At 58.2% G+C, this 24,801-nt stretch carries 19 protein-coding genes, 1 tRNA gene and 1 riboswitch; of the genes, 8 read left to right on the plus strand and 12 right to left on the minus strand.

All coding sequences use genetic code 11. The features are described 5' to 3' along the window. Positions 1-292: hypothetical protein (locus B9Z31_RS15605; protein WP_233200801.1), on the plus strand; the 292-nt coding region annotated here is incomplete at its 5' end. Between the two features lie 197 nt (positions 293-489). On the opposite strand, the gene B9Z31_RS06610 is transcribed toward B9Z31_RS15605, so the two are convergent. Further along, positions 490-753 (minus strand): helix-turn-helix domain-containing protein, encoded by a 264-nt coding sequence (locus tag B9Z31_RS06610; RefSeq protein ID WP_233200803.1) that lies wholly within the window; start codon positions 751-753, stop codon positions 490-492. Between the two features lie 172 nt (positions 754-925). Here B9Z31_RS06610 and B9Z31_RS06615 point away from each other — a divergent pair, with 172 nt between their 5' ends. The 5 genes from B9Z31_RS06615 to B9Z31_RS06635 all read left to right on the plus strand — a co-directional run bounded on the left by B9Z31_RS06615 (position 926) and on the right by B9Z31_RS06635 (position 9,858). Continuing rightward, positions 926-2,482 carry a hypothetical protein gene (locus tag B9Z31_RS06615; RefSeq protein WP_158235658.1) on the plus strand — a complete coding sequence of 519 codons (1,557 nt, stop codon included), beginning with the start codon at positions 926-928 and terminating at the stop codon, positions 2,480-2,482. 290 nt (positions 2,483-2,772) lie between these two features. Then, positions 2,773-4,317 carry a class I SAM-dependent DNA methyltransferase gene (locus B9Z31_RS06620; RefSeq protein WP_100118790.1) on the plus strand — a complete coding sequence of 515 codons (1,545 nt, stop codon included), beginning with the start codon at positions 2,773-2,775 and terminating at the stop codon, positions 4,315-4,317. A gap of 7 nt (positions 4,318-4,324) precedes the next feature. Then, positions 4,325-5,605, plus strand: coding sequence for a restriction endonuclease subunit S (locus B9Z31_RS06625; protein ID WP_158235659.1), 1,281 nt, complete (start codon positions 4,325-4,327; stop codon positions 5,603-5,605). Between the two features lie 12 nt (positions 5,606-5,617). Continuing rightward, positions 5,618-6,652: a restriction endonuclease gene (locus B9Z31_RS06630; protein WP_100118792.1), complete on the plus strand. Its 1,035-nt coding sequence runs from the start codon at positions 5,618-5,620 to the stop codon at positions 6,650-6,652. Between the two features lie 5 nt (positions 6,653-6,657). Continuing rightward, on the plus strand, positions 6,658-9,858 hold the full coding sequence (locus B9Z31_RS06635; RefSeq protein ID WP_100118793.1) for a type I restriction endonuclease subunit R: 3,201 nt from the start codon (positions 6,658-6,660) through the stop codon (positions 9,856-9,858). An 81-nt stretch (positions 9,859-9,939) separates the two neighbouring features. On the opposite strand, the gene B9Z31_RS06640 is transcribed toward B9Z31_RS06635, so the two are convergent. Next, a complete protein-coding gene (locus B9Z31_RS06640) occupies positions 9,940-11,391 on the minus strand; it encodes a site-specific integrase (RefSeq protein ID WP_100118794.1) in 1,452 nt (483 codons plus the stop codon). A 382-nt stretch (positions 11,392-11,773) separates the two neighbouring features. Here B9Z31_RS06640 and B9Z31_RS06645 point away from each other — a divergent pair, with 382 nt between their 5' ends. Further along, the gene (locus B9Z31_RS06645; RefSeq protein WP_100118795.1) at positions 11,774-12,412 is read left to right on the plus strand and encodes a response regulator transcription factor; all 639 of its coding nucleotides are present in this window, start codon (positions 11,774-11,776) and stop codon (positions 12,410-12,412) included. A 49-nt stretch (positions 12,413-12,461) separates the two neighbouring features. Here B9Z31_RS06645 and B9Z31_RS06650 read toward each other — a convergent pair. From B9Z31_RS06650 to B9Z31_RS06695, 10 genes are all read right to left on the minus strand, one after another. Further along, positions 12,462-12,537: transfer RNA gene (locus tag B9Z31_RS06650), tRNA-Asn, on the minus strand. Between the two features lie 78 nt (positions 12,538-12,615). After that, on the minus strand, positions 12,616-14,871 hold the full coding sequence (locus B9Z31_RS06655) for a TonB-dependent siderophore receptor (RefSeq protein WP_100118796.1): 2,256 nt from the start codon (positions 14,869-14,871) through the stop codon (positions 12,616-12,618). Positions 14,872-14,938: 67 nt separating this feature from the next. Beyond that, positions 14,939-15,041: riboswitch (TPP riboswitch) on the minus strand. Positions 15,042-15,069: 28 nt separating this feature from the next. Continuing rightward, the gene (locus tag B9Z31_RS06660; protein WP_100118797.1) at positions 15,070-16,107 is read right to left on the minus strand and encodes an NAD(P)/FAD-dependent oxidoreductase; all 1,038 of its coding nucleotides are present in this window, start codon (positions 16,105-16,107) and stop codon (positions 15,070-15,072) included. A gap of 8 nt (positions 16,108-16,115) precedes the next feature. Next, positions 16,116-16,445, minus strand: coding sequence for a ferredoxin FdxA (fdxA, locus tag B9Z31_RS06665; protein WP_100118798.1), 330 nt, complete (start codon positions 16,443-16,445; stop codon positions 16,116-16,118). Between the two features lie 158 nt (positions 16,446-16,603). Beyond that, positions 16,604-18,001, minus strand: a complete 1,398-nt coding sequence (locus B9Z31_RS06670; protein WP_100118799.1) for a sulfate adenylyltransferase subunit 1 — start codon at positions 17,999-18,001, stop codon at positions 16,604-16,606. A gap of 241 nt (positions 18,002-18,242) precedes the next feature. Continuing rightward, a complete protein-coding gene (cysD, locus tag B9Z31_RS06675; protein ID WP_100118800.1) occupies positions 18,243-19,172 on the minus strand; it encodes a sulfate adenylyltransferase subunit CysD in 930 nt (309 codons plus the stop codon). Between the two features lie 124 nt (positions 19,173-19,296). Beyond that, the gene (locus B9Z31_RS06680; RefSeq protein WP_100118801.1) at positions 19,297-20,052 is read right to left on the minus strand and encodes a phosphoadenylyl-sulfate reductase; all 756 of its coding nucleotides are present in this window, start codon (positions 20,050-20,052) and stop codon (positions 19,297-19,299) included. Between the two features lie 255 nt (positions 20,053-20,307). Beyond that, positions 20,308-20,685, minus strand: a complete 378-nt coding sequence (locus tag B9Z31_RS06685; RefSeq protein WP_100118802.1) for a DUF934 domain-containing protein — start codon at positions 20,683-20,685, stop codon at positions 20,308-20,310. Positions 20,686-20,789: 104 nt separating this feature from the next. Next, positions 20,790-22,598, minus strand: coding sequence for a nitrite/sulfite reductase (locus B9Z31_RS06690; RefSeq protein ID WP_100118803.1), 1,809 nt, complete (start codon positions 22,596-22,598; stop codon positions 20,790-20,792). 19 nt (positions 22,599-22,617) lie between these two features. Then, positions 22,618-23,409: a sulfite exporter TauE/SafE family protein gene (locus tag B9Z31_RS06695; RefSeq protein WP_100118804.1), complete on the minus strand. Its 792-nt coding sequence runs from the start codon at positions 23,407-23,409 to the stop codon at positions 22,618-22,620. A gap of 187 nt (positions 23,410-23,596) precedes the next feature. Here B9Z31_RS06695 and B9Z31_RS06700 point away from each other — a divergent pair, with 187 nt between their 5' ends. Beyond that, positions 23,597-24,796, plus strand: coding sequence for an ABC transporter substrate-binding protein (locus B9Z31_RS06700; protein ID WP_100118805.1), 1,200 nt, complete (start codon positions 23,597-23,599; stop codon positions 24,794-24,796). Positions 24,797-24,801: the final 5 nt, after the last annotated feature.

Here is a 24,801-nt window from a genome sequence, read left to right on the forward strand (position 1 = left end):
AAGAGCTACAGGCTCAAGGAGGCGGCTGCTCGCTTGGTCGTCAATCCGGAAACGTCATAATCTGACGGCGCTGCCTGGGGGAATTTGGGGTGGCCACGGGTGGGGGAATTTGGACTGGCCATCAGGGCTCAAAAAAATCGACGTCACTCCGGGTTGCTATTACACCTCGGCCTACGCCGGTGAAGACCGTTGGTTGGAAAAACCACCGACCGCTGATAAACCGGTGGTTTGGCAAAGGGTAAGAAAAACAGTTCAGCATGACCCGCTTGGGAACAAAGCTGCTCCAACATGACCCGTTGCGGTACAAAGTTGCACCAAGTTTGAGGCAAATTCCCATACTTTGTACCCTCACGAACCAAAATAGCCTATTTTGGATTTGAACTTTGTACCGCCTCGGGTCACCTATTTAGAGTGCCATCTCTTATGCACTCAATGATGATTTGGTAGGGTGGTTGATCGGGCAGGCTCTTGGGTTGGCGAGCCAAACTTTCAATCTAACGGCAGCTTGCTGATGATTCGTTGTTGGTGGGCCTGAAGCTCAGTGCTGATGAGCTGGACGAACGATTCCGGGAGTACGCCCAGTGCTGGTGACAACTTGAAAACGGTCAGCAGGGATGGTTGTCTCTGCCCTAATTCGAGCATGCTGATGAAGTTACGCTCCAAGCCCGACTCAAAGCCAAGTTGCTCTTGTGTCAGCTGTGCCTGCGTCCGAAGCTGGCGCAGCACTTTTCCGAAGCAATTGGCGAGTTCCAAAATTTATCCAACAATAGTTGGATTTATTTCACCGTTCTCACATAATCCTGTCTTCCAACAATAGTTAGATTTTTAAGGTGTGTGCCGTAAATGCGGTTTTGAGCAGACCGAAAAATGACCCCGTGTGTAATCTCTCACATCGACGTTAACGGTAACGGTTCCGTTGAAATTCGTGCCAAAAGACCATCCCAATCCAGTACCGATGCCTCTCTCGTCCACTTTCAAAAAGCAGTTCAAACACCTTTGCGCGTTGGGTGAAAAAATTAACACGTATGCGGGCCAAATCATGGCCATGCCTGTGGCCGGTGATGGGGTGGATACCGTCCCCGTTTTAAATTTGATCGGGAAGTTACAAGTCAATTGGCTGACGGCCGCAACGGCAACCCCAGAGCTTGCAAAGATTTATAGGCAGTCGATCAAGGTGATGCCTAGCGGCAAGCTCCCGACAATTGACCTAGACCCTGAGTCCGTCGATGAAGAGCAGGCCGGTTATCTTTTCGGTGTGGTCTTCTATGCGTTGATGCTTTGGGATGCAGCAGAGCGGGCTGTCGCATCAAGCCGTACGATTGAAAAAACAGCACACTCACTTGAAAGCAGGACTCTGGGGCATTACGCACAGCAACAAATTCTTCAGTTGCACTGCACGCTGATGGGGCAACGTGAAACGTATCAACAGCAAGAAATTCAAAAAAGCCTTGAAGCGCTGCTCGAACAAGAATTCAAACTAACCCAAAACGCAAAATCTGAATTCAGCCACTCGGAACAACCGGAAGGCGAGAACAGAGTACCCAACTGCGACACAAATAGCGAACTACTTGGCAGCAGTGTCCGTGGTAATGATCTATACCTACAGGCAATCCAACAAAGCATCGAGGCATTGCTAGCACAAGGACACACACTGAACAAAAACGCCAAACCTGCATTTAGGGTCGCGGACTTATGGGAAGGCGACACAAAGAAGTTGGCGCATGCCATGGATGTTGAGCTACTCGATGTGAGCGCTTGGGCCTACGATCAAAGCCTGCGTGCCAATCCAAGGTTCATCACGATTGCTGCCGATTTCGATGGCGACGCTCACAGGCGAGCTGGTTTGACGGAAGAACTCAAACGCTTTGTTGCTGCAACAGTTGTCAGCAATGACCCGGATCGTTTTCAAACCCTTTGGAAGGCCACGATTGGCAGCGCTGCCTCCAGCCTGAAGTGGCGGCCACCTCACCGTCCTGGAAACCCAATACCCGAGGCGGCTTCGAGTAGCTCCTTGGTTCGACGTGCCATCAGGGTCCTTCGTATGGTCAACGAGCTGCACAAGGCGGGTTACCAGCGGTTAAGGGTTTTTCCCCACATTAATGGCAGTGGAACAGCCTGGCGTGCCGATATCACTTATGTTGAAAATGTTCGTGATGATGGTTTTTCGCCGATCGATCATGAACTTGAAGGCTCGGGCAAGGTCGCCCGATATTCGACAGCTCAAGGTAACCAGTATTTCGGCTGGATGGATGCGTCAACGGCTGATGCTCGGGAGCTGGCTAGGTTGTTTTTGATGCGGTTCCCTCATATTTGTAACCTTGGTCAGGGGTTGGATTGGGCATATGCAGGGTGGTTGGTAGATGCCATCGGTTGGGCTGAGCAATGTGCGGACGAGTCCGGGCTACTATGTTTTTGGTCCGACTCGGGGGTGGACCCTGAACATATGCGGCGCTGGCAACCACCCCCGCCGATACGCCTTTGACCAACGGAAAATCTTTGGCTTCGGCTGAGGTCACGATTTTTTGCTGTGTAGTTTCGACTTGGCATGCTGCAACAAACTACAAGGCACCATCAGCTGGCGCTGGCAATCACGATTTAGTATCAAAAATGTGATTTCAGCGAATTTCTCAAGTCCGTGAAATTTCCACCTTACCCCCTATAAAAAAGAGGCGAGGATTTGTCGGTCTGATCAATCCCCAGCAGCAACGGTTTTTGGCACAGGCCCCACCGAAATGACCTCTTAGAGGCCGAAAAATCAACTATCCTTTCTCAATGCTAGAAGACATCAAAAAGACCCTCTGGGCCTCGGCCGACAAACTGCGCGCCAACATGGACGCCGCCGAGTACAAGCATTTGGTGCTCGGCCTCATTTTCGTCAAATACATCTCCGACGCCTTTGTGGCCCGTCAAGCCGAGCTAAAAACCCGCCTGCGCGACCCGGCTGACGAACTCTTTTATGGCGACGCGGCTGATGAAGACATCGCCGCCGAGCTGGAAGACCGCGACTACTACACCAGCGAAAACGTGTTTTGGGTGCCCGAAGGTGCCCGCTGGGAAGCCCTGCGTGCCGCCGCGCCCCAGCCCGACATTGGCAAACGCATCGACGACGCACTGAGCCTGATCGAAGCCGACAATCCCAAGCTCAAAGGCATCCTCGACAAGCGCTTTGCCCGCGCCCAATTGCCTGACGGCAAACTGGGTGAGTTGGTCAACCTGATCTCCACCATCGGCTTTGGTGATGACCCGTCGAAGGCCCGCGACATCTTGGGTCAGGTGTACGAATACTTCCTGGGCATGTTTGCCAGCGCCGAAGGCAAGCGGGGCGGGCAGTTCTACACACCTGCCAGCATCGTCAAAACACTGGTGGCGGTGCTCTCGCCCAGCAAGGGCCAGATTTACGACCCCTGCTGCGGGTCGAGTGGCATGTTCGTGCAGTCTGAAAAGTTCATTGAAGACCACGGCGGCAAGCTGGGCGATGTGTCCATCTACGGCCAAGAGGCCAACCCCACCACCTGGCGCTTGGCGGCCATGAACCTCGTCATTCGGGGCATGGACTACAACCTGGGCAAAGAACCCGCCGACACCTTCACCCGCAACCAACACCCCGACCTGCGGGCCGACTATGTGCTGGCCAACCCGCCCTTCAACATCAGCGATTGGTGGCACGCCAGCCTGGACGGCGACGCCCGCTGGGTCTATGGAACACCACCGCAAGGCAACGCCAACTACGCCTGGTTGCAACACATCCTGCATCACCTCAAGCCCACGGGCAGGGCAGGCATTGTGCTGGCCAACGGCAGCATGAGTTCCAGCCAAAACAGCGAAGGCCAAATCCGTGCCGCCATGATCGATGCCGACGTGGTGGAAGTCATGATCGCCTTGCCCGGCCAGCTCTTCTTCAACACGCAAATCCCTGCGTGCTTGTGGTTCTTGGCCAAGCAGAAAAAGCGAAAAGGCGAAGTGCTGTTCATCGACGCCCGCAAACAAGCCACCATGATCAGCCGCGTGCAAAGCGAGTTGACCGACGAAGTTATAGAGCGCATCAGCCAGACCGTGGCCGCGTGGCGCACGGGTGGTGACAGTTACCAAGACATTGCAGGTTTTTGCCGCAGCGTGCCCCTGGCCGAGATTGCCCAACACGGCCATGTGCTCACCCCCGGTCGCTATGTGGGCGCGGAAGAAGTTGAAGACGACGACGAAGCCTTTGCCGACAAGATGCAAAAGCTCACCGCCAAGCTGGGCGAGCAAATGGCCAAAGGCGCCGAGCTGGACGCACTGATCCGCCAGAAGCTGGGGGGGCTGGGGTATGAGTTCTGAGTGGCCGGTGCAACGTCTTGATCTTATTGCCGAGATAAATCCAACACGAAAGGTTCGTAAAGGAAGTGATGTTCCTTTCGTGGACATGGCTGCGCTGCCACAACTCTCGCGTGACATTAGCTTGGATGGAGTGGTGAATCGTGTGGCTAAAGGAGCGGGTGCCCATTTTCAAAATGGCGATACGCTGCTTGCCCGAATAACCCCATGCCTTGAAAATGGGAAAACAGCACAAGTTCGATGCTTGGATGACGGTTCTATTGCGGAAGGTTCAACTGAATTCATCGTGCTCTGCGGAAAAGACCCCGCTGATAACGACTTCATCTATTACCTCTGCCGTGATCCAATTTTTAGGGAATACGCCATTGGTCGTATGGAAGGTACATCTGGGCGTCAACGTGTCTCTTGGCAGTCGATAGCCGCTTATGAATTCTCGCTTCCACCAGCCGATGAACGTAGGTCAGCAGCACGCGTGCTGTCGGCTCTTGACGATCGCATCACCCTCCTGCGCGAAACCAACACCACCCTCGAAGCCATCGCCCAAGCCCTGTTCAAGTCCTGGTTCGTGGACTTCGACCCCGTCCACGCCAAGATGCAAGGCCGCGCCCCCGAAGGCATGGACGAAGCCACCGCCGCCCTGTTCCCCGACAGCTTTGAAGAGTCGGAGTTGGGGGATGTGCCGAAGGGGTGGAGAGTTGAGCGGTTAGGTGAAGTTTGCAGCTATCTAAACCGAGGTATTTCACCCAAATACCTTGAGGAAGGCGGTGTACTGGTTATCAACCAAAAATGCATTCGCGACTTCTCTGTTGATTATTCAAAAGCGCGCCGTCATGACAGCGCTCAACGGAAAATTGATGGCCGCCAATTAGAGGTTGGCGACATATTGGTGAATTCAACTGGTGTCGGAACCCTTGGTCGTGTCGCTCAAGTTTTAGCTTTAGCTGAATTAACGATTGTTGATTCACATGTCACTGTAGTTCGCGCAGGGCAGAAGCTAAGTTGGCCGTATCTTGGTCAATGGATGACTCGCCAACAATCAAACATTGAAGCAATGGGCGAGGGATCAACTGGTCAAACGGAATTGGCCCGATCAAAATTGGCCGTGATGCCAATAGTGGTTCCGTCTGTCTTTGCCTTGAGGGCGTTTGATGAGGTTGTTACATCGCTTAAAGAGCGAATAACAGTTAACGAGACATATGTTGCGGAATTGACAAAGTTGCGTGACACCCTTCTCCCCCGCCTGATCTCAGGTCAACTCAGCCTGGCTGAAGTCGTAACTGAAACCATTTAACAAGGTCATACCATGGCACTTTGGCTTGTACGCGCTGGCAAATACGGTGAACATGAACCACGTTTTTTTGAGGACAACCGCATTTACCTGACTTGGGGCGGTTTGGAGTCGACCAGTCTTTCGGGCGCTGTTTCCTATGAGGACATCAAAGCACTGATGCAGCGGCATTTTTCAGCCGAACCGATTCGACGTCTTGGTAACTGGTCGGGGCAGATATGGGCATTCACCTTGGGCATGAAACCGGGTGACTATGTGGTGGTTCCCCGCAAATCGAACGGGACCGTGGCCATCGGAGAAGTGAAGTCTGGCTACACCTTCAACCCAGATGCTGAAGGCAAGTACGGACACTTCCGAGAGGTGCGATGGATCAACACCGATGTGCCGCGCAGCGCGTTTGATCAGGACTTGCTGTACTCGCTGGGCGCGATCATGACCATTTGCGAGATTAAGCGTAACGATGCCGAAAAGCGCGTCAAAGCATTGGCCAATGGGCAGGCACAAAGTACGCGACCCACAGACACCGCAGCTTCAGCAGCACCTGAAAATTTTGACGAAGAAGCAGCCGAAATTGATCTGGAGCAACTGTCTCGCGATGCGATCGCTAAGCTGATCATTCAGAAATTCAAGGGCCACGGGATGGCACGCCTCGTCGAGGCAGTCTTGAAGGCGCAAGGCTTCACAACCCACCTGAGTCCTGAGGGGCCGGACAAAGGCATCGACATTCTTGCTGCAGGTGGCCCGTTTGGCTTTGATCACCCCAGAATTTGCGTTCAGGTGAAGTCGGGCAACACCCCTGCAGACCGACCCGAGTTCACACAACTGATCGGCGCTATGCAGAGCGTCAATGCGGATCAGGGTTTGTTTATTTCTTGGTCAGGTTTCAAAACGACCGTCTTGAGAGAGGTGCCCGTTCAGTTCTTCAAGGTCAGGCTTTGGAACCAAGATGACTTGATTGCCCAGCTTCTGGCCAACTACAGCAAGCTCGACGAGGATATCCGCCTAGAGCTGCCGCTGAAACAGATTTGGACGCTGTCCACCGCAGACTGATCAGCATGACCGAAGACCAACTTGAACAAGAAGCTCTGGGCTGGCTGGCCTCTGTCGGTTACACGCCGCTCAACGCCCGTGATCTGGATAACCTGGACTCGCGCCTGGCGCGTGCCAGCAACCGTGAGGTGGTGTTGGCTGCTTGTTTGCGTTCGGCCATTGATCGGCTCAACCCGGCCGTTCCCCTTTCCGCCCGCGAAGACGCGTTTCGGCAGGTGCTCGATATGGGGCAACCTGCTTTGCTGTCGGGCAACCGTGCATTTCACCGGGTGTTGGTCACGGGTGTGCCTGTGCAGTACCAAAAGGATGGCGAGACGCGGGGCGACTTTGTACGCCTGATCGACTGGAAAGAAACGGGCAGCAACGAGTGGCTGGCGGTGCAGCAGTTCACCATCAAGGGGCCACGCCATACGCGCAGGCCCGACATCATTTTGTTCATCAACGGTTTGCCGCTGGTGCTCATTGAGCTGAAAAATCCTGCCGATCTGAACGCCGACATCTGGAAGGCTTTCGATCAAATTCAGACCTACAAAGCGCAAGTGGCCGATGTGTTCACCTACAACGAGTTGTTGGTGATCTCGGACGGGACGGAAGCCCGCATGGGTTCGCTGTCGGCCAATGCCGAGCGCTTCATGCAGTGGCGCACGATTGACGGCGTGGCACTGGACCCGTTGGGCAAGTTTCAGGAGTTGGAGACTTTGGTGCGCGGCGTGCTGGCCCCAGCATATTTGCTGGATTACCTGCGCTTTTTTGTGCTGTTTGAGGATGATGGCACCTTGGTCAAAAAGGTGGCGGGCTATCACCAGTTTCATGCGGTGCGAGCAGCCGTTGAGCAGGTGGTGACTGCTGCCAGCACCGACGAAGCAACTCGTCGAGGCAAGGGTGGCGTGGTCTGGCACACGCAGGGCAGCGGCAAGAGCATCACCATGACTTGCTTTGCCGCCCGGGTGATGCAGGAACCCCAGCTGGCTAACCCGACCATCGTGGTCATCACCGACCGCAACGATCTGGACGGGCAGTTGATGGGCGTGTTCAGCCTGAGCCAAGATTTGCTGCGGGAACAGCCTCAACAAGCAACCACCCGCCAGCGGCTGCGCGAGCTTCTGGACAACCGACCTTCGGGCGGGATTGTGTTTGCCACCATTCAAAAGTTCATGCCCGGTGAAGATGAGGACACCTTCCCGTGCTTAAGCCAGCGGCGCAACATTGTTGTGCTTGCCGACGAGGCGCACCGCACGCAATATGGCTTTGAGGCCAAGCTCAAATCTCGCAAGGTGAAGGATGCATCAAGTCCGGCGGTTGCCTACACAACGGGTGATGGCCGCAGTGTGGCCAGTACCGCTGACTTTGCGCCGCCCGAGTACACCACCAAATATCAGGCAGGGTATGCCCAGCACCTGCGCGATGCGCTGCCGAATGCCACCTTTGTGGCTTTCACGGGCACACCTGTGAGCAGCACCGACCGCGACACACGCTCTGTGTTCGGCGAGTACATCCATGTATACGACATGCAGCAGGCGCAAGAAGATGGCGCGACGGTGGCCATTTATTACGAAAGTCGCCTGGCCAAGCTGGGTTTGAATGAGTCCGAACTGAGCCACTTGGACGACGAGGTGGACGAACTGGCCGAGGACGAAGAGGAAAGTGCGCAAGCCAAGCTCAAAAGTCGATGGGCCGCTTTGGAGAAGGTGGTTGGGGCCGAACCGCGCATTGCCAGTGTGGCCGCCGATTTGGTCACGCACTTTGAAGAACGGAACAACGCACAGGATGGTAAGGCCATGGTGGTCGCCATGAGCCGCGAGATTTGCGTGCACCTGTACAACGAGATCACCCGCCTGCGCCCTGACTGGCACAGTGAAGACCCGGAGCAAGGCGCGATCAAGATTGTGATGACGGGCAGCGCCAGCGATAAAGAATTGCTGCGCCCGCACATTCACAGCGGTCAGGTCAAGAAGCGGCTGGAAAAACGCTTCAAAGACCCGCAAGACCCGCTCAAGCTGGTCATCGTGCGCGATATGTGGCTCACGGGCTTTGATGCGCCATGCGTGCACACGCTTTACGTGGACAAGCCCATGAAGGGGCACAACCTGATGCAGGCGATTGCCCGGGTGAACCGCGTGTTCAAGGACAAGCAAGGCGGTCTGGTGGTGGATTACATCGGCATTGGCGAAGACCTCAAAGCCGCCATGAAGGAATACACCGCCAGCAAAGGCCGGGGCAAACCCACGGTAGACGCCCGCGAGGCGCTGGCCGTGATGCTGGAAAAGCTCGACGTGTTGCAGGCCATGCTGCACGGCTTTGACTATTCGGACTTTTTGACTGGTGGGCACAAGACGCTGGCGGGTGCGGCCAACCATGTGCTGGGTATCAAGTCTGACAAAGAGCGCGACGGCAAGAAGCGTTTTGCCGATCACGCGCTGGCCATGAGCCACGCCTTCAGCCTGTGCTGCACTTTGCCCGAGGCAAAGGCGCACCGCGACGAAGTGGCCTTCATGCAGGCGGTCAAGGTGATCTTGACCAAGCGCGAAGCCAGCGCCCAGCGCAAGACCGATGAACAACGCGATTTGGCGATCCGCCAGATCATCAGCTCGGCGGTGGTGTCGGGCGAGGTGGTGGACATTTTTGCCTCTGTGGGGCTGGACAAGCCTAACATCGGGCTGCTGGACGATGATTTTTTGGCGCAGGTGAACAACTTGCCCGAGAAAAATCTGGCGGTGGAGCTGCTGGAGCGGCTGCTGCAAGGCGAGATCAAGAGCCGCTTCGCCAGCAACGTGGTGCAAGACCGAAAATTCAGCGATTTGTTGGCCGATGTGATTCGCCGCTACCAAAACCGCAGCATCGAAACCGCGCAGGTCATGGAAGAGCTGATCGCCATGGCCAAGAAGTTCCGCGAAGCCGCCAACCGGGGTGACCAGTTGGGCCTGCGTGAGGACGAGGTGAAGTTTTACGACGCCCTGGCAAACAACGAGTCAGCCGTGCGCATGCTTGAAGACGAAATCCTGAAAAAGATTGCCCAAGAACTGACCCAAAGTTTGCGCGAAAACCTGACCGTGGACTGGTCTGAACGTGAGAGTGTGAGAGCCAAATTGCGGTTGATGGTCAAACGCATTCTCAAGAAATACAAATACCCACCTGATCAAGCAGATCAAGCGGTCCAACTGGTTCTCGAGCAAGTGGAAGCACTCGGCGAGGAATGGGCCGCATAACCCCCAAATTTGCTTGATGATCCCTGTGGGCTGCTTGCTGCGATCACGTGATCCTTAGTCCCGTGGCTTTGACTTTCTGAGTTATGCCGCCTTCAACGTCTTGACGTTCTTTGCAGCGCCACTTGCCCGAGCAGCTAACAGGTCCAATCGATCACCCAGCAAGCGCCATGCATCCCGCATCAGCCCTTCATACTGCGCCCGTTGATAGATACGTTTGATCTTGTTTTCTTCGGTGTGGTTGAGGCACTTTTCTACAACATCGGGGAGTGCGCCAAGTTCGGCCATGAGTGTTGCCCCTGTGCGGCGCAGATCGTGGGGGGTCCACTTCCCCTCGAGCAACACCATGGCATCCACATTTTTCGAGCGGCCTGACATGGGAACGCCACCTGTTCTCTGCCTGTCGCTTAACTGTTTGGTAACTGTTTTTTCGCACACATGATCAATAACATTTGGGCTACCTTTTTTGGCCCGTGCCGCCGGAAAGAGCCAAGGTGTCAAGCCGGTGATGACCTTGAGTTTTTCCAATTGGCGGATCGCAAAATCACTCAACCATATTTCGTGTCGTTTCCCGTTTTTTGTGTCGGGTAAGACCCACAGGCGACGTTCAAAGTCGATGTGCTCCCAGCGAGCGGATAAAACTTCACCAATTCGGGCGATGGTGGCGAGTTGGAGCAGCAATGCGATCTGGCTGGTGTCAGCCATCCCGCCTTGGGGCAATTTTTGAAAGAGCATGATCAGTTCAGGTTCAGAAAGAATCCGATCGCGCTCGACATCTTTACCGATCTTGGCTTTCTTGATCCGTGCCGTTGGATCGGTGTCGATGTACTCTCGATCGAGTGCGAAACCAAACATTTGTCGTAATTCAGCCAAGGTCTTTTTGGCGGTTCGCACCATGTTTCGCGTCACCGTTGCGCGAGCCTTCACGGTATCCACAATTTCTTGAACGTGGGCCTTGGTTACATCAGCCGCAGCCATGTCCCCGATCAGTGGAAACACATCGCGCTTAAACGAGCGCTCGGCCTCTTCACCCTTGTCGGCACGACAGACAAGATTAAGTCGTTTCCACAGGTCGAACATTTCCCGGACCGACACGCGGGCTTGCTGTGCAGCCAAGCTTTGCAGTAGCTTTTGTTGCACCAGCAGCTTTTCTTGCCGATCTGCCTCGATTTTGAGCAATTCGGCTTCTCGCTCTGCCACTTTGCGCAGGTCCTCGATTTTTTGGGCTTCAGTTGCATCTTCGGAGTTCTTACGGCGTTGCTCGATAGGGTCGAGGGCGTTGTTCTTGCGAGCTTCAACTATTTGCGCACGGAGGGCATCTCGGGACTTCCTGATCTGCGCGAGACCCAAACTCGGCCAAGTGCCAACGGCGATGTTTTTACTCGACTTATCGAATTTATAGGCAAACCGGAAGTGAACCGTCACCACCCCTTCGCGTGACACATACACCTGCCCTTTGAGAGAGCCACCATCCGTCAAGATGCGCCCCTTGTCCGCAGGGGTGAGGGCCTCTAGCTCTTTTACCGTGAGCGCCATTGCATTGCCTTCCCTATCGTTATACCAACCGTTATACCAACCAAAACATTGGCTTTCAGTGTACTTGTATGAACGGCTTTGGACAAGAGAGAAGTGAGAGGTGCGGATAAGTTGTTGATTTTTATGTAAATTCTGTGATCCTGTGGAGCTTGGTGGATTTCCTTGGATGATGTGTTACTTGCATGGGGTGCAAGGGGTCGCGAGTTCGAATCCCGCCACGCCGACCAATTCATCTGAAAAGACTTCTAACTAGGGATAGTTAGAAGTCTTTTTTGTTTTGAATGGCCATTTCACAGCCAGGCTTCTTTGCAAAGCCATGGTGTTGTGGAGGCCGTGACTTCAAAATGGGCATTCACACGCTGGTTGATCAAGACAATTCGCCATGAAACCCTCCACCCATGGTCATGTTCATGTTGTCGACGACAACCCGGACATCCGCATTTATTTGACCGATTTGTTGCGCCAATTGGGCTACACCGTTGACAGCTATGACAGCGCAGAGTCGTTTTTGGCCCAGTCAATGGACATTTTTCCAGCCGTTTTGGTGCTGGATGTGCGCATGCCCCAGATGTCAGGCATTGAGCTGCAGCAGGCCATGAAGGCCATGGGGCGGAACACGCCGATCATTTTCATCAGTGGCGAAAGCCATTCACAAGACATCATCCAGGCCATGAAAGGCCAACCTGTTGAATTTTTGCTCAAGCCATTTCAGTTTCCGAGTCTGATCCATGCGATTGACCGGGGCATGGTCCTCGATGGCGTCCATCGTGAAACCTTCATTCGTCAAAACGACATTCGCCGCAAGTGGCAAAACTTGTCCCAGCGTGAGCGAGAGGTGCTCGTGTTGATGCTGGAAGGTCACACGAACAAAGGCATTTCTGAGCTGATGGACATCCTGCCCGATACCGTCAAAAAACACCGTGCCCATGTTTTGCAAAAAATGCAGACGCCGCACTTGGCCGATCTTGTGGCGGTTTGCAAAGACCTGGATGTGAAGGCTTGGAGGTCGGCATTGCGCTGATTGGCCCAAAGAAAAAGCCCCTGCAATCGCTTGCAGAGGCTTTACTTTTTGGCTCCTCGACCTGGGCTCGAACCAGGGACCTACGGATTAACAGTCCGGCGCTCTACCGACTGAGCTATCGAGGAATAGCTTCGAATTATAGGGGTGTTTTTAGCCTGTTTTGAGAGGGAGACGAAGATTTTTTGAAAATCTCGTGACACCTTTTAGAAGCTGGCTTTCACACCCATGCGCAGGGTTCTGGGTGCGCCGGGATACAAGTAATAGTGGCCAAACTGTTTGGGCGATTCGCGCCAGTAGTGGCGATCGGCCAGGTTGTCGATGGCCAGTGTCCATTGGGTGCGGGTGCCCTCGATGCGCGTGTCGTAATGCGCGGCGAAATCCAGTGTGGTCCAGCTGGGCAGGTTGATGCTGCCGTCTTCCGTCACGCGCCGTGCGCCTTCATGGCTCAGGCGCAGACTGGTTCGCAGGCCGGGGACATCGGCAAATCGGTATTGGGCCAAGGCGCGCAGGGTGTATTTGGGCACGTTGAGAGGTGTTTCACCGTTCAAAGCAGTGTTGAGGGTCACATCTGAGATGCGTGCGTGGAGCCATTGTCCTTGGGCCTGGAGTGCCCAGGCCGCTGAACGCCACTGAACACCGAGATCAAGCCCTTGATGGATTTGCTGACCATTGCTGACTCTTTTGAGTAATGCGCCATCTGCGACGTCAAAACCCAACGGTCGTTCGATCTGGAACACGCTGGCGTTCCAACTCCATGGCTTAGCGCGGGAAGCCGTGGTCACGCTGCGAATGCCGACTTCAGTTTGCTTGCTGCGAGCTACGGCAAGCAACTGTCCAGCGTTGGAGTAGGCGGGTGTATTCGGTACCGATTGCAGTTCTATGCCGTGTCCATGCGACACGAACACGATGTGCTGCCCCAATTGCTCTGTCAGGCCAATCCATGGGGTGGTGATGTGGCCTTTGCTGTTGATGGCGTTTGTTTTCGGCGCAGGTGCGCAGATGTAGGTGTCAGGATCACATATTGCGTTTTGTTCGCTGCTGCGGCTGTAGGTCGTGTAGCGCAGTCCTGCCCATACCGCTGTTTGAGCCGTCAGCTGCATGCGATCCTTGACTGCAATTTCTGTGCTGTATTCGCTTTTGTTGGTATTCGGGTAACCGGGTATGGGGGAAGCTTGATTGATGCCGCCTCCGTACATGCTGCCTTCGCCGGCGGAATTCCAGGCTTGCATGGCAGGCAACCTGTCAAGTTGCCGTTGCCGGGTCAGTGATAGGGCCAGCTGGTGTGTGGTGCTGCCCCAGCGGGTTTGTCCAGCCACTTCGGTTAGAAAAGCATCAACCAATCGTCGCTCATCGTTGCTGCGGTAATCGGCCAGCTCAAATCGTCCATCCGATGTAAAACGGTCGCACAGTTTGGTGGCTCCATCCGTAGGATCGAGCACCCCATAGCAGTTGTGGCCCAAGGCAAAACTCAATCGGTCGTCGGATTTCAGGCGCTGTCCACCATATTGCGAGGTCCACAGCCAGCCGTCAGAAAGATTTTGCTTAAATCGCAAACTGCCCGTTTGGCTGGCAAACACACCTGGTAAAGACCAAGGCTGGCGTGTGATGTTATGTTGGCCGTCCACGGTGGAGGGTAAAGAGGGGACACCGTAAGGATCGTTGGGGTTGGCCAGCAAGCTGTAGCCATTCACCCCAAACTGCTGGCGTTCGCTGCGCTCGATTTCCCACTCCAATTTGGTGTCGGGGCTGATGCGCCAGTCCATGGCCAAAGCAAACAGTTTGCGGTGGCCTTCGGTGTTTTTGATGTAGGGGTTCACGTTTTCATAAGCCGCATTGAAGCGGTAGCCCCATGACTGGTCTTGACCAAAGCGGCCCCCCAGGTCGAGGCCGGTGCTGCTGCTTTGGCCCGGGCCATAGCTGGCGCTGACCGCGCGAATGGTTTCGTTCTTGGCCGAAGGCGGGCGTTTGACCACGTAGTTGACCAAGCCGCCCGGGGCGCTGGTGCCAGCCTGGATGCCGCTGGTGCCTTTGAACAACTCGATGCGCTCTTTGTTGTCCATGGGGATCATGGTCTCGGCCGAGATCGGCAGGCCTTCGCGGCGGTAGTTGTAGCGGTTGTCCAGGGTGTACCCGCGCACGCTCAGGCTGTCCCAATAAGCAGGGGAGTTGTAGCTGTCGGCCACACTGGCGTCCAGGCGCAGGGCGTCAGAGACACGTTGCGCGCCAATGTCTTGCAGCGTTTGCTGGTCGATGGTGACGGCGCTGAAAGGCGCTTTGCTCAGCGGCACATCGCCAAAGCCACTGACCTGCGAGGGAGCGGTATCGGTGATGGTGATTTCGGTCAGGCTTTGCGCATGGGCGCTGCCCATGACCAACAGCGCGACGGCGCTCGCGATGTGCTGGGCCCGAAATGTTCTGCGGTCAGTGGACCGACTTGAGAATGGCGAAAAAAATGCCATGACGTTTTTCCTTCAACGCAATGGCAGGTCGGCTGGCTGGGAACGCGATGAGCCCAGAGTGGGGCTCGGTTCTTTTGACAAGCTTCCCTGCGCGAGGATTACCTCAATCAGGTTCAAAGGGACTTTCTCAGTCGAGGGCCTCACGGTCCTCAACACCCCTAGCGGATGCACCCCTCATCGAAGGGTGCGGTGTGTATTTTAGGCGATGCCCAAGCGCTGCTGCAGCAGTGTGGAGGTTGTCGTGTACTGCAGCAGGGTCTTTTCTGCGGGCCGCAGCAGGGTCACGGCACCAAAAGCGGCCAAGGTGGCTTCGTGAAAACCGCAAAGGATGAGCTTCTTTTTGCCGGGGTAGGTGTTGATGTCCCCTACGGCAAAGATGCCCGCTTCGGACGTTGCAAAGCTCTCGGTGTTGACCACCAATTGCTTGCGCTCCATGGCCAGGCCCCATTGCGCCACAGGGCCCAGCTTGGGTGACAAGCCCAGGCAGGTTTGCAAGACATCGAGGTTCAGCCACTCGGTTTCGCCTTGTGGGTTGAGCAGTTCCAGCGCTTGCAATTGGCCTTGTTCGGCCCGCAGTCCCGTGGGCTGACCCGCCACAAAACGCATGCGGCCATCGGCACAGGCCTGGCGCATTTTTTCGACCCATTCGGGCGCCGCACTGAACTGGTCGCGGCGGTGCAGCAGCGTGACGCTGGCTGCGGCTTGCGGGCCTTGGCAGGCTTGCAGGACAGTTTGCAGGGCTGCGTCGCCGTCACCGGCCACCACGAGGTGCAGACCTGCCCAGCGTTCGGGGGCCGGGCTCTCGGCAAAGACTTGGGTTCCCTCAAAAGCACTCAGGCCGTCCAGCGCCATGCGGCGCGGCACGAAAGCACCCACACCCGCGGCGATGAACAGGGTCGAGGTGAGAAAGCGCTGACCTGAATCGGTCGTCACGGCCAAGCGCTGGTCGGCTTGGCGTTCTATTTGGCTGACTTGTTGGCCGAGGTGCAGCGTGGGCTTGAAGGGGGAGATTTGCTGCTGCAGGCGCTCCACCAGCTCTTGCCCGGTGCAAAAAGGGATGCCTGGGATGTCGTAAATGGGTTTGCCCGCATACAACTCGGCGCACTGGCCTCCCACATGAGGCAGGGCGTCGACCACATGGCAGTGAATGCCTTGCAAGCCCAGTTGAAACACCTGGAACAAGCCCACAGGGCCTGCGCCGATCACCAGGGCTTCTGTTTCGATCGGCCAATCCATGGGCAAATTCAGCGAACCAATTGCGCCAATTTGCCGGTTTTGTCTTTCCAGGCATCGGCGTCGGCCATGGGGGCCTTGCGCTTGGTGATGCTCTTCCAGCCAGGCAAGAGGGCCAGCTCTGCGTTCAACTTGGTCATGTGCTGCTGGTCGCCAGGCAGGTCTTCTTCGGCATAGATCGCGTTGACGGGGCATTCGGGGATGCACACGGCGCAGTCGATGCACTCATCGGGGTCGATGGTCAAGAAGTTGGGGCCTTCGCGAAAGCAATCCACCGGGCAAACATCCACACAGTCGGTGTATTTGCACTGGATGCAGGATTCGGAAACAACGTGGGTCATGGTGGGCTCGGATATTGATCAGCGCGGTCAAATTTACGCTGTGGGTGTGATTTTAAGGGAGATCTCTTGCCCCCTGTAGGCGCGAGCCCCTCTTCGCGAAGGGGTTGGATGCCAGGCTCTTTCGTCCGCAGGGGCGCACTCGCACTGAGGATGTGTGTTCAATGGATCAGCACAGCGCCTGAGGTCTTGTGGCTGGCCGTGTCCACCAGCACCAGCGCGCCCAAGATGCGCGACTGGGCAAAGGGCAGGGTGGCCAAGGGCTCTTGCAGGGCCAAGGTGACATGGCCAATGGCGTTGGGGGCCAGTTCGGTGGCGTCTTCTTCGGCCAAGGTGTTCACGTTCAGGCGGTGCACCACGCGCTGCACCTTGACCTTGACCCAGCGGTGGCCGTGCAGCGCCCAATAAAGGCGCCCTGCGACCAGGGGTTCGTCGTCCATCCAGGCGATGGTGGTGCTCAGCTGACGCTGGCCTTCGGGGGCCCCTTCGCTGGCGAGCAGCCAATCGCCGCGCGAGACATCCACCTCGCGGTCCAGCACGATGCCCGCGCTGTGGCCCGCAGCCTTGCCCTGCGGCTGGCGGGTGGCCGACAGCACTTGCGACACCACCGCGGTCTGGCCGCTGGGGAAGACCTTGATCGTTTGCCCCGGCTCGATGCTGCCCGTGGCCACACGGCCCCAGAACACGCGGCGGCCCTGGGTGGTCACGCCAGAATCGTGGTGCTGCGCCGCCGGGCCGCCCCAAGGCGCAGCAGCGGCCCCCTCGGGGGGCAGCGCAGTACGCGAAGCGACCAGCGTGGGGGCGCCAGGCTTTTCCACCCACTGCACGGGGAAGCTGAAAGCCACGTCGGTTTCGGCAGGCGTCGCGGGCAGGTCTTCGAGGATGCTCAAAAGGCTGGGGCCGGTGTAGCCGCACCAGTCGGCTTGGTCCTCGTTTTCGGTGGTGACCACGTTCCAGCCCTTCAGAGCCGACACGGGCACCATGGCGGTGACGCGGATGCCGGCCTCTTTGGCGAACTTGTTCAAAGCGCCGGCGATGTTTTTGTAAGCTTGGGTGGCATCGGCCACCGCGTCGAGTTTGTTGATGGCGAACACGATGGACGGCACGCGCAGCAGGTTGACCAGCAGGGAATGGCGGCGGGTTTGGGGCAGCAGTTGCAAATCGGGGTTGGCCCAGTCGAGCTTGATGGCGTCGACCAGCACCACAGCGGCGTCGGCGCTCGATGCGGCCGTGACCATGTTGCGGGTGTACTGCTCGTGGCCGGGCGCGTCACCGATGATGAATTTGCGCGCGGAGGTGGCGAAGTAGCGGTAGGCCACGTCGATGGTGATGCCTTGCTCGCGCTCGGCGCTCAAACCATCGGTCAGCAGGGCCAAATCGGTTTCCCCCGAGCGCTGCACGCCCGCCAGTTGGTCTTGCAGCACGGCCTTGGTGTCCACCAGCAGGCGGCCAATCAGCGTGCTCTTGCCGTCGTCAACCGAGCCGCAGGTGATGAATCGCAAGGCGGTTTGGGTGTTGATTTCTGAAGACTTTGCAGAAAAGTGTGGGTGCTTGTGCATGATTTTTGATAGGTTCGTTGATCTGTAGAAAAGCGCTTCGTGCGCCAATGGGACCGCCATCTCTGTGGGAGCGAGCCCCTGCTCGCGAATGAGACCGCCATCCCTGTGGGAGCGAGCCCCTGCTCGCGAATGAGACCGCCATCTCTGTGGGAGCGAGCCCCTGCTCGCGAATGGGGGTGCGCCGTGAGCGCCCATTCGGCCGCAGGGGCGGCCTCCGGCAGGGGATGGCGCATCCCTGGGCTCAGAAATAGCCATCCTTCTTGCGTTTTTCCATGGAAGCCTCGGAGGTCTTGTCGTCCATGCGGGTCGCGCCGCGCTCGCTCACATCGGCGGCCAAGGTCTCGATCACGATCTGCTCGGGCGTGGCCGCGGTGCTTTCCACCGGGCAAGTGCAGGTGATGTCGCCCACGGTGCGGAAACGCACGTCACGCACCACGACCTGCTCGCCGTCTTTGGGCGGTGTCAGCGCGGTCACGGGTACCAAGAGGCCACGGCGGTCCACCACCTCGCGCTGGTGCGTGTAATAGATCGAGGGCAGGGCGATTTTTTCGCGGGCAATGTACTGCCACACGTCCAGCTCGGTCCAGTTGCTGATCGGGAACACGCGAAAGTGCTCGCCCGGCTGCAGCTTGTGGTTGAACAGGGTCCACAACTCAGGGCGCTGGGCCTTGGGCTGCCATTGGCCAAAGCTGTCGCGGTGGCTGAAGATGCGCTCCTTGGCGCGGGCTTTTTCTTCGTCACGGCGGGCGCCGCCAATCAGGGCGTCAAAGCGGAACTCTTCGATCGCTTCGAGCAGCGTGACCGACTGGTGCACATTGCGGCTCTCGCCCGGGTGGGCCAGGCGCACGGTGCCTTTTTTCATGGAGTCTTCGACGCTGCGCACGATCAGCTCGGCTCCAAGCTCCTTGGCGCGCAAGTCGCGGAAGTCGGTCACTTCGGGGAAGTTGTGCCCCGTGTCGATCATCAAGAGCGGGTAGGGGATGCGGCCTGCGCCAAAGGCTTTCTCGGCGCACTTGAGCATGACCAGCGAGTCCTTGCCGCCGGAAAACAGCAGGGTGGGGCGCTCGAAAGCGGCGGCGACTTCGCGCAAGATGAAGATGGTTTCTTCTTCCAGCGCGTCCAGGTGGCTGTTGCTCAGCGTGTGCAACTCGGTGGGTGTCATGGCGGTCATCGGCTTCTCTCTGTTTGTTGGGGGGGTGGGGGGCGTTCCTGCGGCCTAAGGTTTGGGGTGTTGACGCATTCGCCCGCAGGGGCGGGCTCCCACAAAATCATTTCTTGGGTGGCCTGTCAAAGAGTCATTTCTTGACGTGCAGTCCGCACTCCTTGGCTGCCTCGTCTTCCCACCACCAGCGCCCAGCTCGGAACTCTTCGCCCAGGCTGATGGCGCGGGTGCAGGGCGCGCAGCCGATGCTCGGGAAGAACTGGTCGTGCAGCGGGTTGTAGTCCACCTGGTTGGTGGCGATGTAGTGCCACACATCGCCCCAGGTCCAGCGGGCCAAGGGGTTGAATTTGTAAAGCGACTTGGTGGCTACTTCGCTCTCGTCGAGCAAAGGCACCTCGGCGCGGGCCGCAGATTGCTCTTGGCGCAGACCTGTGATCCAGGCCTTCTGGCCCTGGAGTGCACGGGCCAGTGGCGCCATCTTGCGCACACCGCAGCAGGCTTTGCGCAGCGCGATCGACTGGTACATCGCATCCTGGCCTTGGTCGCGCACGAACTGGATCACGGCCTCCTGCACCGGGCGGTACACCACGATGGGCGCACGCGAATGCGCCTGCGTGCGCTCCAGCAGGGCCAGGGTTTCGGTGTGCAGCGCGCCGGTCTCCAGCACAAAAACCGGAATGTCCAGTGCCAAGCTGTTGATGAGGTGGGTGATCACCACATCCTCGGCGCCCAGGCTGGAGGCCTGGGTCACGGGGGCGAATTCGGCCGCAGCGCGGCGCAGCAGCGCCTGGGTCTCGGCCAGCTTGGCGGCAAAGTCAGGGCTGGCTTGGGCGTTCAGCTCGGTGGCTTTGGCCGGGGCGCTGCGAGAGGAAATCAAGGTCGAGGTCATGATCTTGTGCTTTGCGGTTCTTGGCTCAATGGCTTTGTGGGAGGCCGCCTCTGAGGCCAAGTGCTTGGAATGGCTTCGGCTGGCGTTCGCGAGCAGGGGCTCGCTCCCACAGGGTGCGACAGGTATTCGCGAGCAGGGGCTCGCTCCCACAGGGTGTGACAGGTATTCGCGAGCAGGGGCTCGCTCCCACAGGGTGCGACAGGTATTCGCGAGCAGAGGCTTGCTCCCACAAAGAGGCGGCTCTTGACGGCTTGTTCACGCGACCTCGGCAAAGTGAGGTTGTGTACCCACGGCCGAGCCTTGGTAGAACCCGGCGTAGCGGTCCAGCTGGCGCTGGGCAGCGCTGGCATCCACACCGTCTTTGAGCACGGCGACGTCAAAGCCGGTGCGTTGCATTGGCACCAACTGGTCGATCAGCACGTCGCCCGTGGCGCGCAGCTCGCCTGCAAAGCGCAGGCGGCGGCGCAGCAAAAAGGCTTGGCTGTAAGCGCGGCCATCGGTGAAGGCCGGGAACTGCAGGTCGATGCGGGTGACGCCCTTCAGGTCGAGCGTGCGCGGGTCCACGTCATTGGCCAGCGTGAGGACGGCTGGCGAGGCCAGGGCTTGGTGTTCTTGTGCGGTGATGATTTTCATGGCGTGCTGCTGTGTGGTGTTCTGTGGGAGGCTGCCCCTGCGGCCGAATGCCTGTTCTGGCCGGGGCGAACATTCGCGATCCGGGGCTCGCGCCTACAAATTCTTCAGGCTGCGGCTTCCTCGACGGGATGACGCGCGGCATGGGCAGCGGCCTTGAACGGGTCTTGGCCCACACGGCGCAGCGTCTCGATGAAGGCCTCTTGTTGGCCATGGCCCGTGCTCAAGCGCAGCTGTTTGTAGGTGTCCAAAATGGCTTCGATCACGTCAGGCACTTCAAACGCAGAGAAGGACGGGCCAACCACTTTGCCGGGCGTGGCCGCGCCGGACAGGTCCTTGCCATCCGAGCCCCCCAGCGTGACCTGGTACCACTCCTTGCCGTCTTTGTCGACCCCCAGAATGCCGATGTGGCCCGAGTGGTGGTGACCGCAGGAGTTGATGCAGCCGCTGATGTGGAAGTCGATGTGGCCCAGGTCTTCCAGCTCGTCCAAGTCCTGGTAGCGCTCGGTGATGGCGCTGGCTGTGGGGATGGAGCGGGCATTGGCCAGCGCGCAGTAGTCGCCGCCGGGGCAGGCGATCATGTCGGTCAAGAGGCCGATGTTGGGCTGGGCCACGCCCAGCGCTTGGGCTTCGAGCCAGAGCGCGTGCAGCTGGTCCAGGCGCACCCAAGGCAGCAGCAGGTTTTGGGTGTGCGAGACACGGGCTTCGCCTGCGGAATACTTCTCGACCAGGGCGGCGGCAGCCTCGAGTTGCTCGGCGGTGGCATCCCCCGGGGCGTAACCCGGGCGCTTGAAGGACAGCGACACGGCGCGCAGCTGCGGGTTGCGGTGTGGGCGCACGTTGCGCGAGAGCCAGCGGGCGAAGGCGGGCGTCTTGGCCGCTTCGATGCTGACCGCCGCTTCGGCCTGTGCCAGCCACGCGGTGGTGTTCTCGGGCAAGTTCAGCGCGGGGTCGGCAAAACCGGCTTTCACCCGGTCGAGTTCGGCCTGCGACAGGGTGTGCGGCGCGCCATCGCGCTCCAAAATTTCACGGAACTCGGTCTCGACTTCGTCAAAGTAGCGCTGGCCTTCGGCCTTGACCAAAATCTTGATGCGGGCTTTGTATTTGTTGTCGCGGCGGCCCCAGCGGTTGTAGACGCGCACCACGGCTTCGAGGTAGTTCATGATGTCCTGCCAAGGCAGGAACTCGCGGATCACCACGCCGTTGACCGGGGTGCGGCCCATGCCGCCACCCACCAGCACCTTGAAGCCGACTTCACCAGCGGCGTTTTTCAACACTTGCAGGCCCACGTCGTGCCAGCCGATGGCGGCGCGGTCCTCAAGGGCACCTGTGATGGCGATCTTGAACTTGCGCGGCAGGTGCGCAAACTCGGGGTGCAGCGTGCTCCACTGGCGGATCAGCTCGGCATACGGCCGGGGATCGACCACTTCGTCCACCGCCACGCCCGCCAGCTCGTCGGTGGTGGTGTTGCGGATGCAGTTGCCACTGGTCTGGATGCCGTGCATGTTCACGGTGGCCAGCAACTCCATCACGTCGGCCGACTTGTCCAGCGGGATCCAGTTGAACTGCACGTTCTGGCGCGTGGTGAAGTGGCCATAGTTGGTGGTCAGCTTGGGGGCCAGGCCGGCGATCTTGTCTTGGGTGGCTTGGGCTTCGGCCAACAAGGCGGCGTCGGGCGTGTCGTAGTCGCGGGCGATTGTTGCCAGCACCTTGATCTGGGCGGCGTTGATCTCGCCATAAGGCACCGCCACGCGCAGCATGGGGGCGTAGCGCTGCACATACCAGCCGTTTTGCAGGCGCAGGGGGCGGAATTGGTCTTCGCTCAATTGCCCCGTCTGCCAACGACCCAGCTGGTCGCGGAACTCTGCAGCGCGGGCGCGCACAAAGGCTTTGTCGAATTCGGTGTACTGGTACATGGTGATGGCGAGAGAAAAATCAGATCAGAACGAGTTTGGTGCCGGCCCATGCCAGCAGCAAGGACAGCAAGGAGCGGATCACGCGGTCGGGCGTGTGGTGTGTCAGGCGCGAGCCCAGCCAGATGCCGGGGATCGACCCGGCCAGCAGCTTGGCCAGCAAAGGCCAGTCCACCGAACCGAGCGACGCATGGCCCAAACCTGCCACCAAGGTCAGTGGCACGGCATAGGCGATGTCGGCCGCCACGATGCGCGGCAGGGGCAAAAGCGGGTAGAGCAAAAGCAGTACGGTCACGCCAATGGCCCCCGCCCCGACGGAGGTGAGCGTGACCAAAGCACCGATCAGCGCACCCAACAGCACCGGTAGGCTCCAGTGGTGAGGGGTGCTGGCACGGACTTCGTCGGCGGCGTCCAGTTGGCGGGGGAGTTGTTGGCCCCGCACGGCTTTGAAGAGCATGGCGGCAGCGGTGAGCAGCAGCGCCACGCCCAGCGTGGTCGTCATCAGCGACTGAACTTGGGGGGAGGCTGGGCCCACCCAGTGCAAAAAGCCCAAAGTCACCAGACACGCCGGGATGCTGCCCGCGCTGAGCAAACCCACCACGCGCCAAGGCACGATGCGCTGGCGTGCAAAGCTGATGGTGCCGCCCAGCTTGGTGAAGGCCGCAAAAAGCAGGTCGGTGCCCACCGCCATGTACGGCTTCACGCCAAAGAAAAAAATCAACAACGGGGTCATCAGCGAACCGCCACCCACCCCCGTCAGGCCCACGATGGTGCCCACAAAGAAACCTGCAAAGACATAAGCCAAATCAACCATGGCGGCGACTTTAAGGTGGTCTTATGCAAAAACAAACGATTTTTAAGTTGGTTATATATTCCCATTGCTTATAAGCTGGATGGGTTTTGTCGAATTTCAATGATCAGTTGGAGTTTGGCCTTTTCTGAGACAAGCTGAAAGTCGGCTGTTAAAGTCGCTTTTTTAGTATTTACCCTAGGACGCCCCGATGAACCGCCTGATTGCCACCGGCCTTTTGAGCGCAGCCGCTGCCAGCTCCGTGCTGGCCCAGACCCCCATCAAGATCGGTGAGATCAACAGCTATTCCGCCATTCCCCAATTCACCCAGCCCTACAAACAAGGTTGGCAGCTGGCGGTGGAGGAAATCAATGCCCAAGGCGGCTTGCTCGGGCGCAAGGTCGAAGTCATCGCCCGCGACGACGCCGGCAAGCCCGATGAAGCGCTGCGCCACGCCATTGAGCTGACGTCCAAAGAAAAGGTGGACGTTTTGGCGGGCGGCTTTTTATCGAACATTGGCTTGGCGCTGGCCGACCATGCCCAGAAAAACAAGCGCCTGTTTGTGGCCAGCGAGCCTTTGACCGATGCCATCGTGTGGGAGAAAGGCAACCGCTACACCTTCCGCCTGCGCCCCAGCACGTACATGCAAGCGGCCATGCTGGTGGAAGAAGCGGCCAAGTTGCCCGCCAAGCGCTGGGCCACGATTGCGCCCAACTACGAATATGGCCAAAGCGCGGTGGCCAGCTTCAAAGAGTTGCTCAAGGCCAAGCGCCCCGATGTGGAGTTTGTGAGCGAGCAGTGGCCCGCCCAGGGCAAGATCGACGCGGGCAGCACACTGACCGCCACCATGGCCAGCAAGCCAGACGCCATCTTCAACGTGACCTTTGGTGCCGACTTGGCCAAGCTGGTGCGCGAAGGCAACCAGCGCAACGTCTTCCCCAAGACGCCCGTGGTGTCCCTGCTGTCGGGCGAGCCTGAATACTTGGAAGTGCTGAAGGACGAAACGCCCAAGGGCTGGATCGTGACTGGCTACCCCTGGGACCAGCTCGACAACAAAGAGCACGCCAGCTTCGCCGCCAACTATTACAAGAAGTTCAACGAGAACCCCAAGGTCGGCTCGGTCGTGGGCTACGCCACCATGCAGTCGATCTTTGCGGGCATCAAAAAGGCCAATTCGGTCGACAACGAAAAATTGGTCATCGCCATGCGTGGCCTCAAATTCAGCACCCCCTTTGGCCCCGCCGAGTACCGCGCCATTGACCAGCAGTCCACCATGGGCGCTTATGTGGGCAAGCTCGACCAAAGGGGTGGCAAGGGCACGATGGTGCAGTGGCGCTATGCCGATGGCAAAAATTATTTGCCCACCGATGCGTATGTGAAAGCCCGCCGCCCGGCTGAGGCGATGAAGTAAAACGC

It is taken from the genome of Limnohabitans sp. G3-2 (assembly GCF_002778275.1).
Taxonomy (GTDB): domain Bacteria; phylum Pseudomonadota; class Gammaproteobacteria; order Burkholderiales; family Burkholderiaceae_C; genus Limnohabitans_A.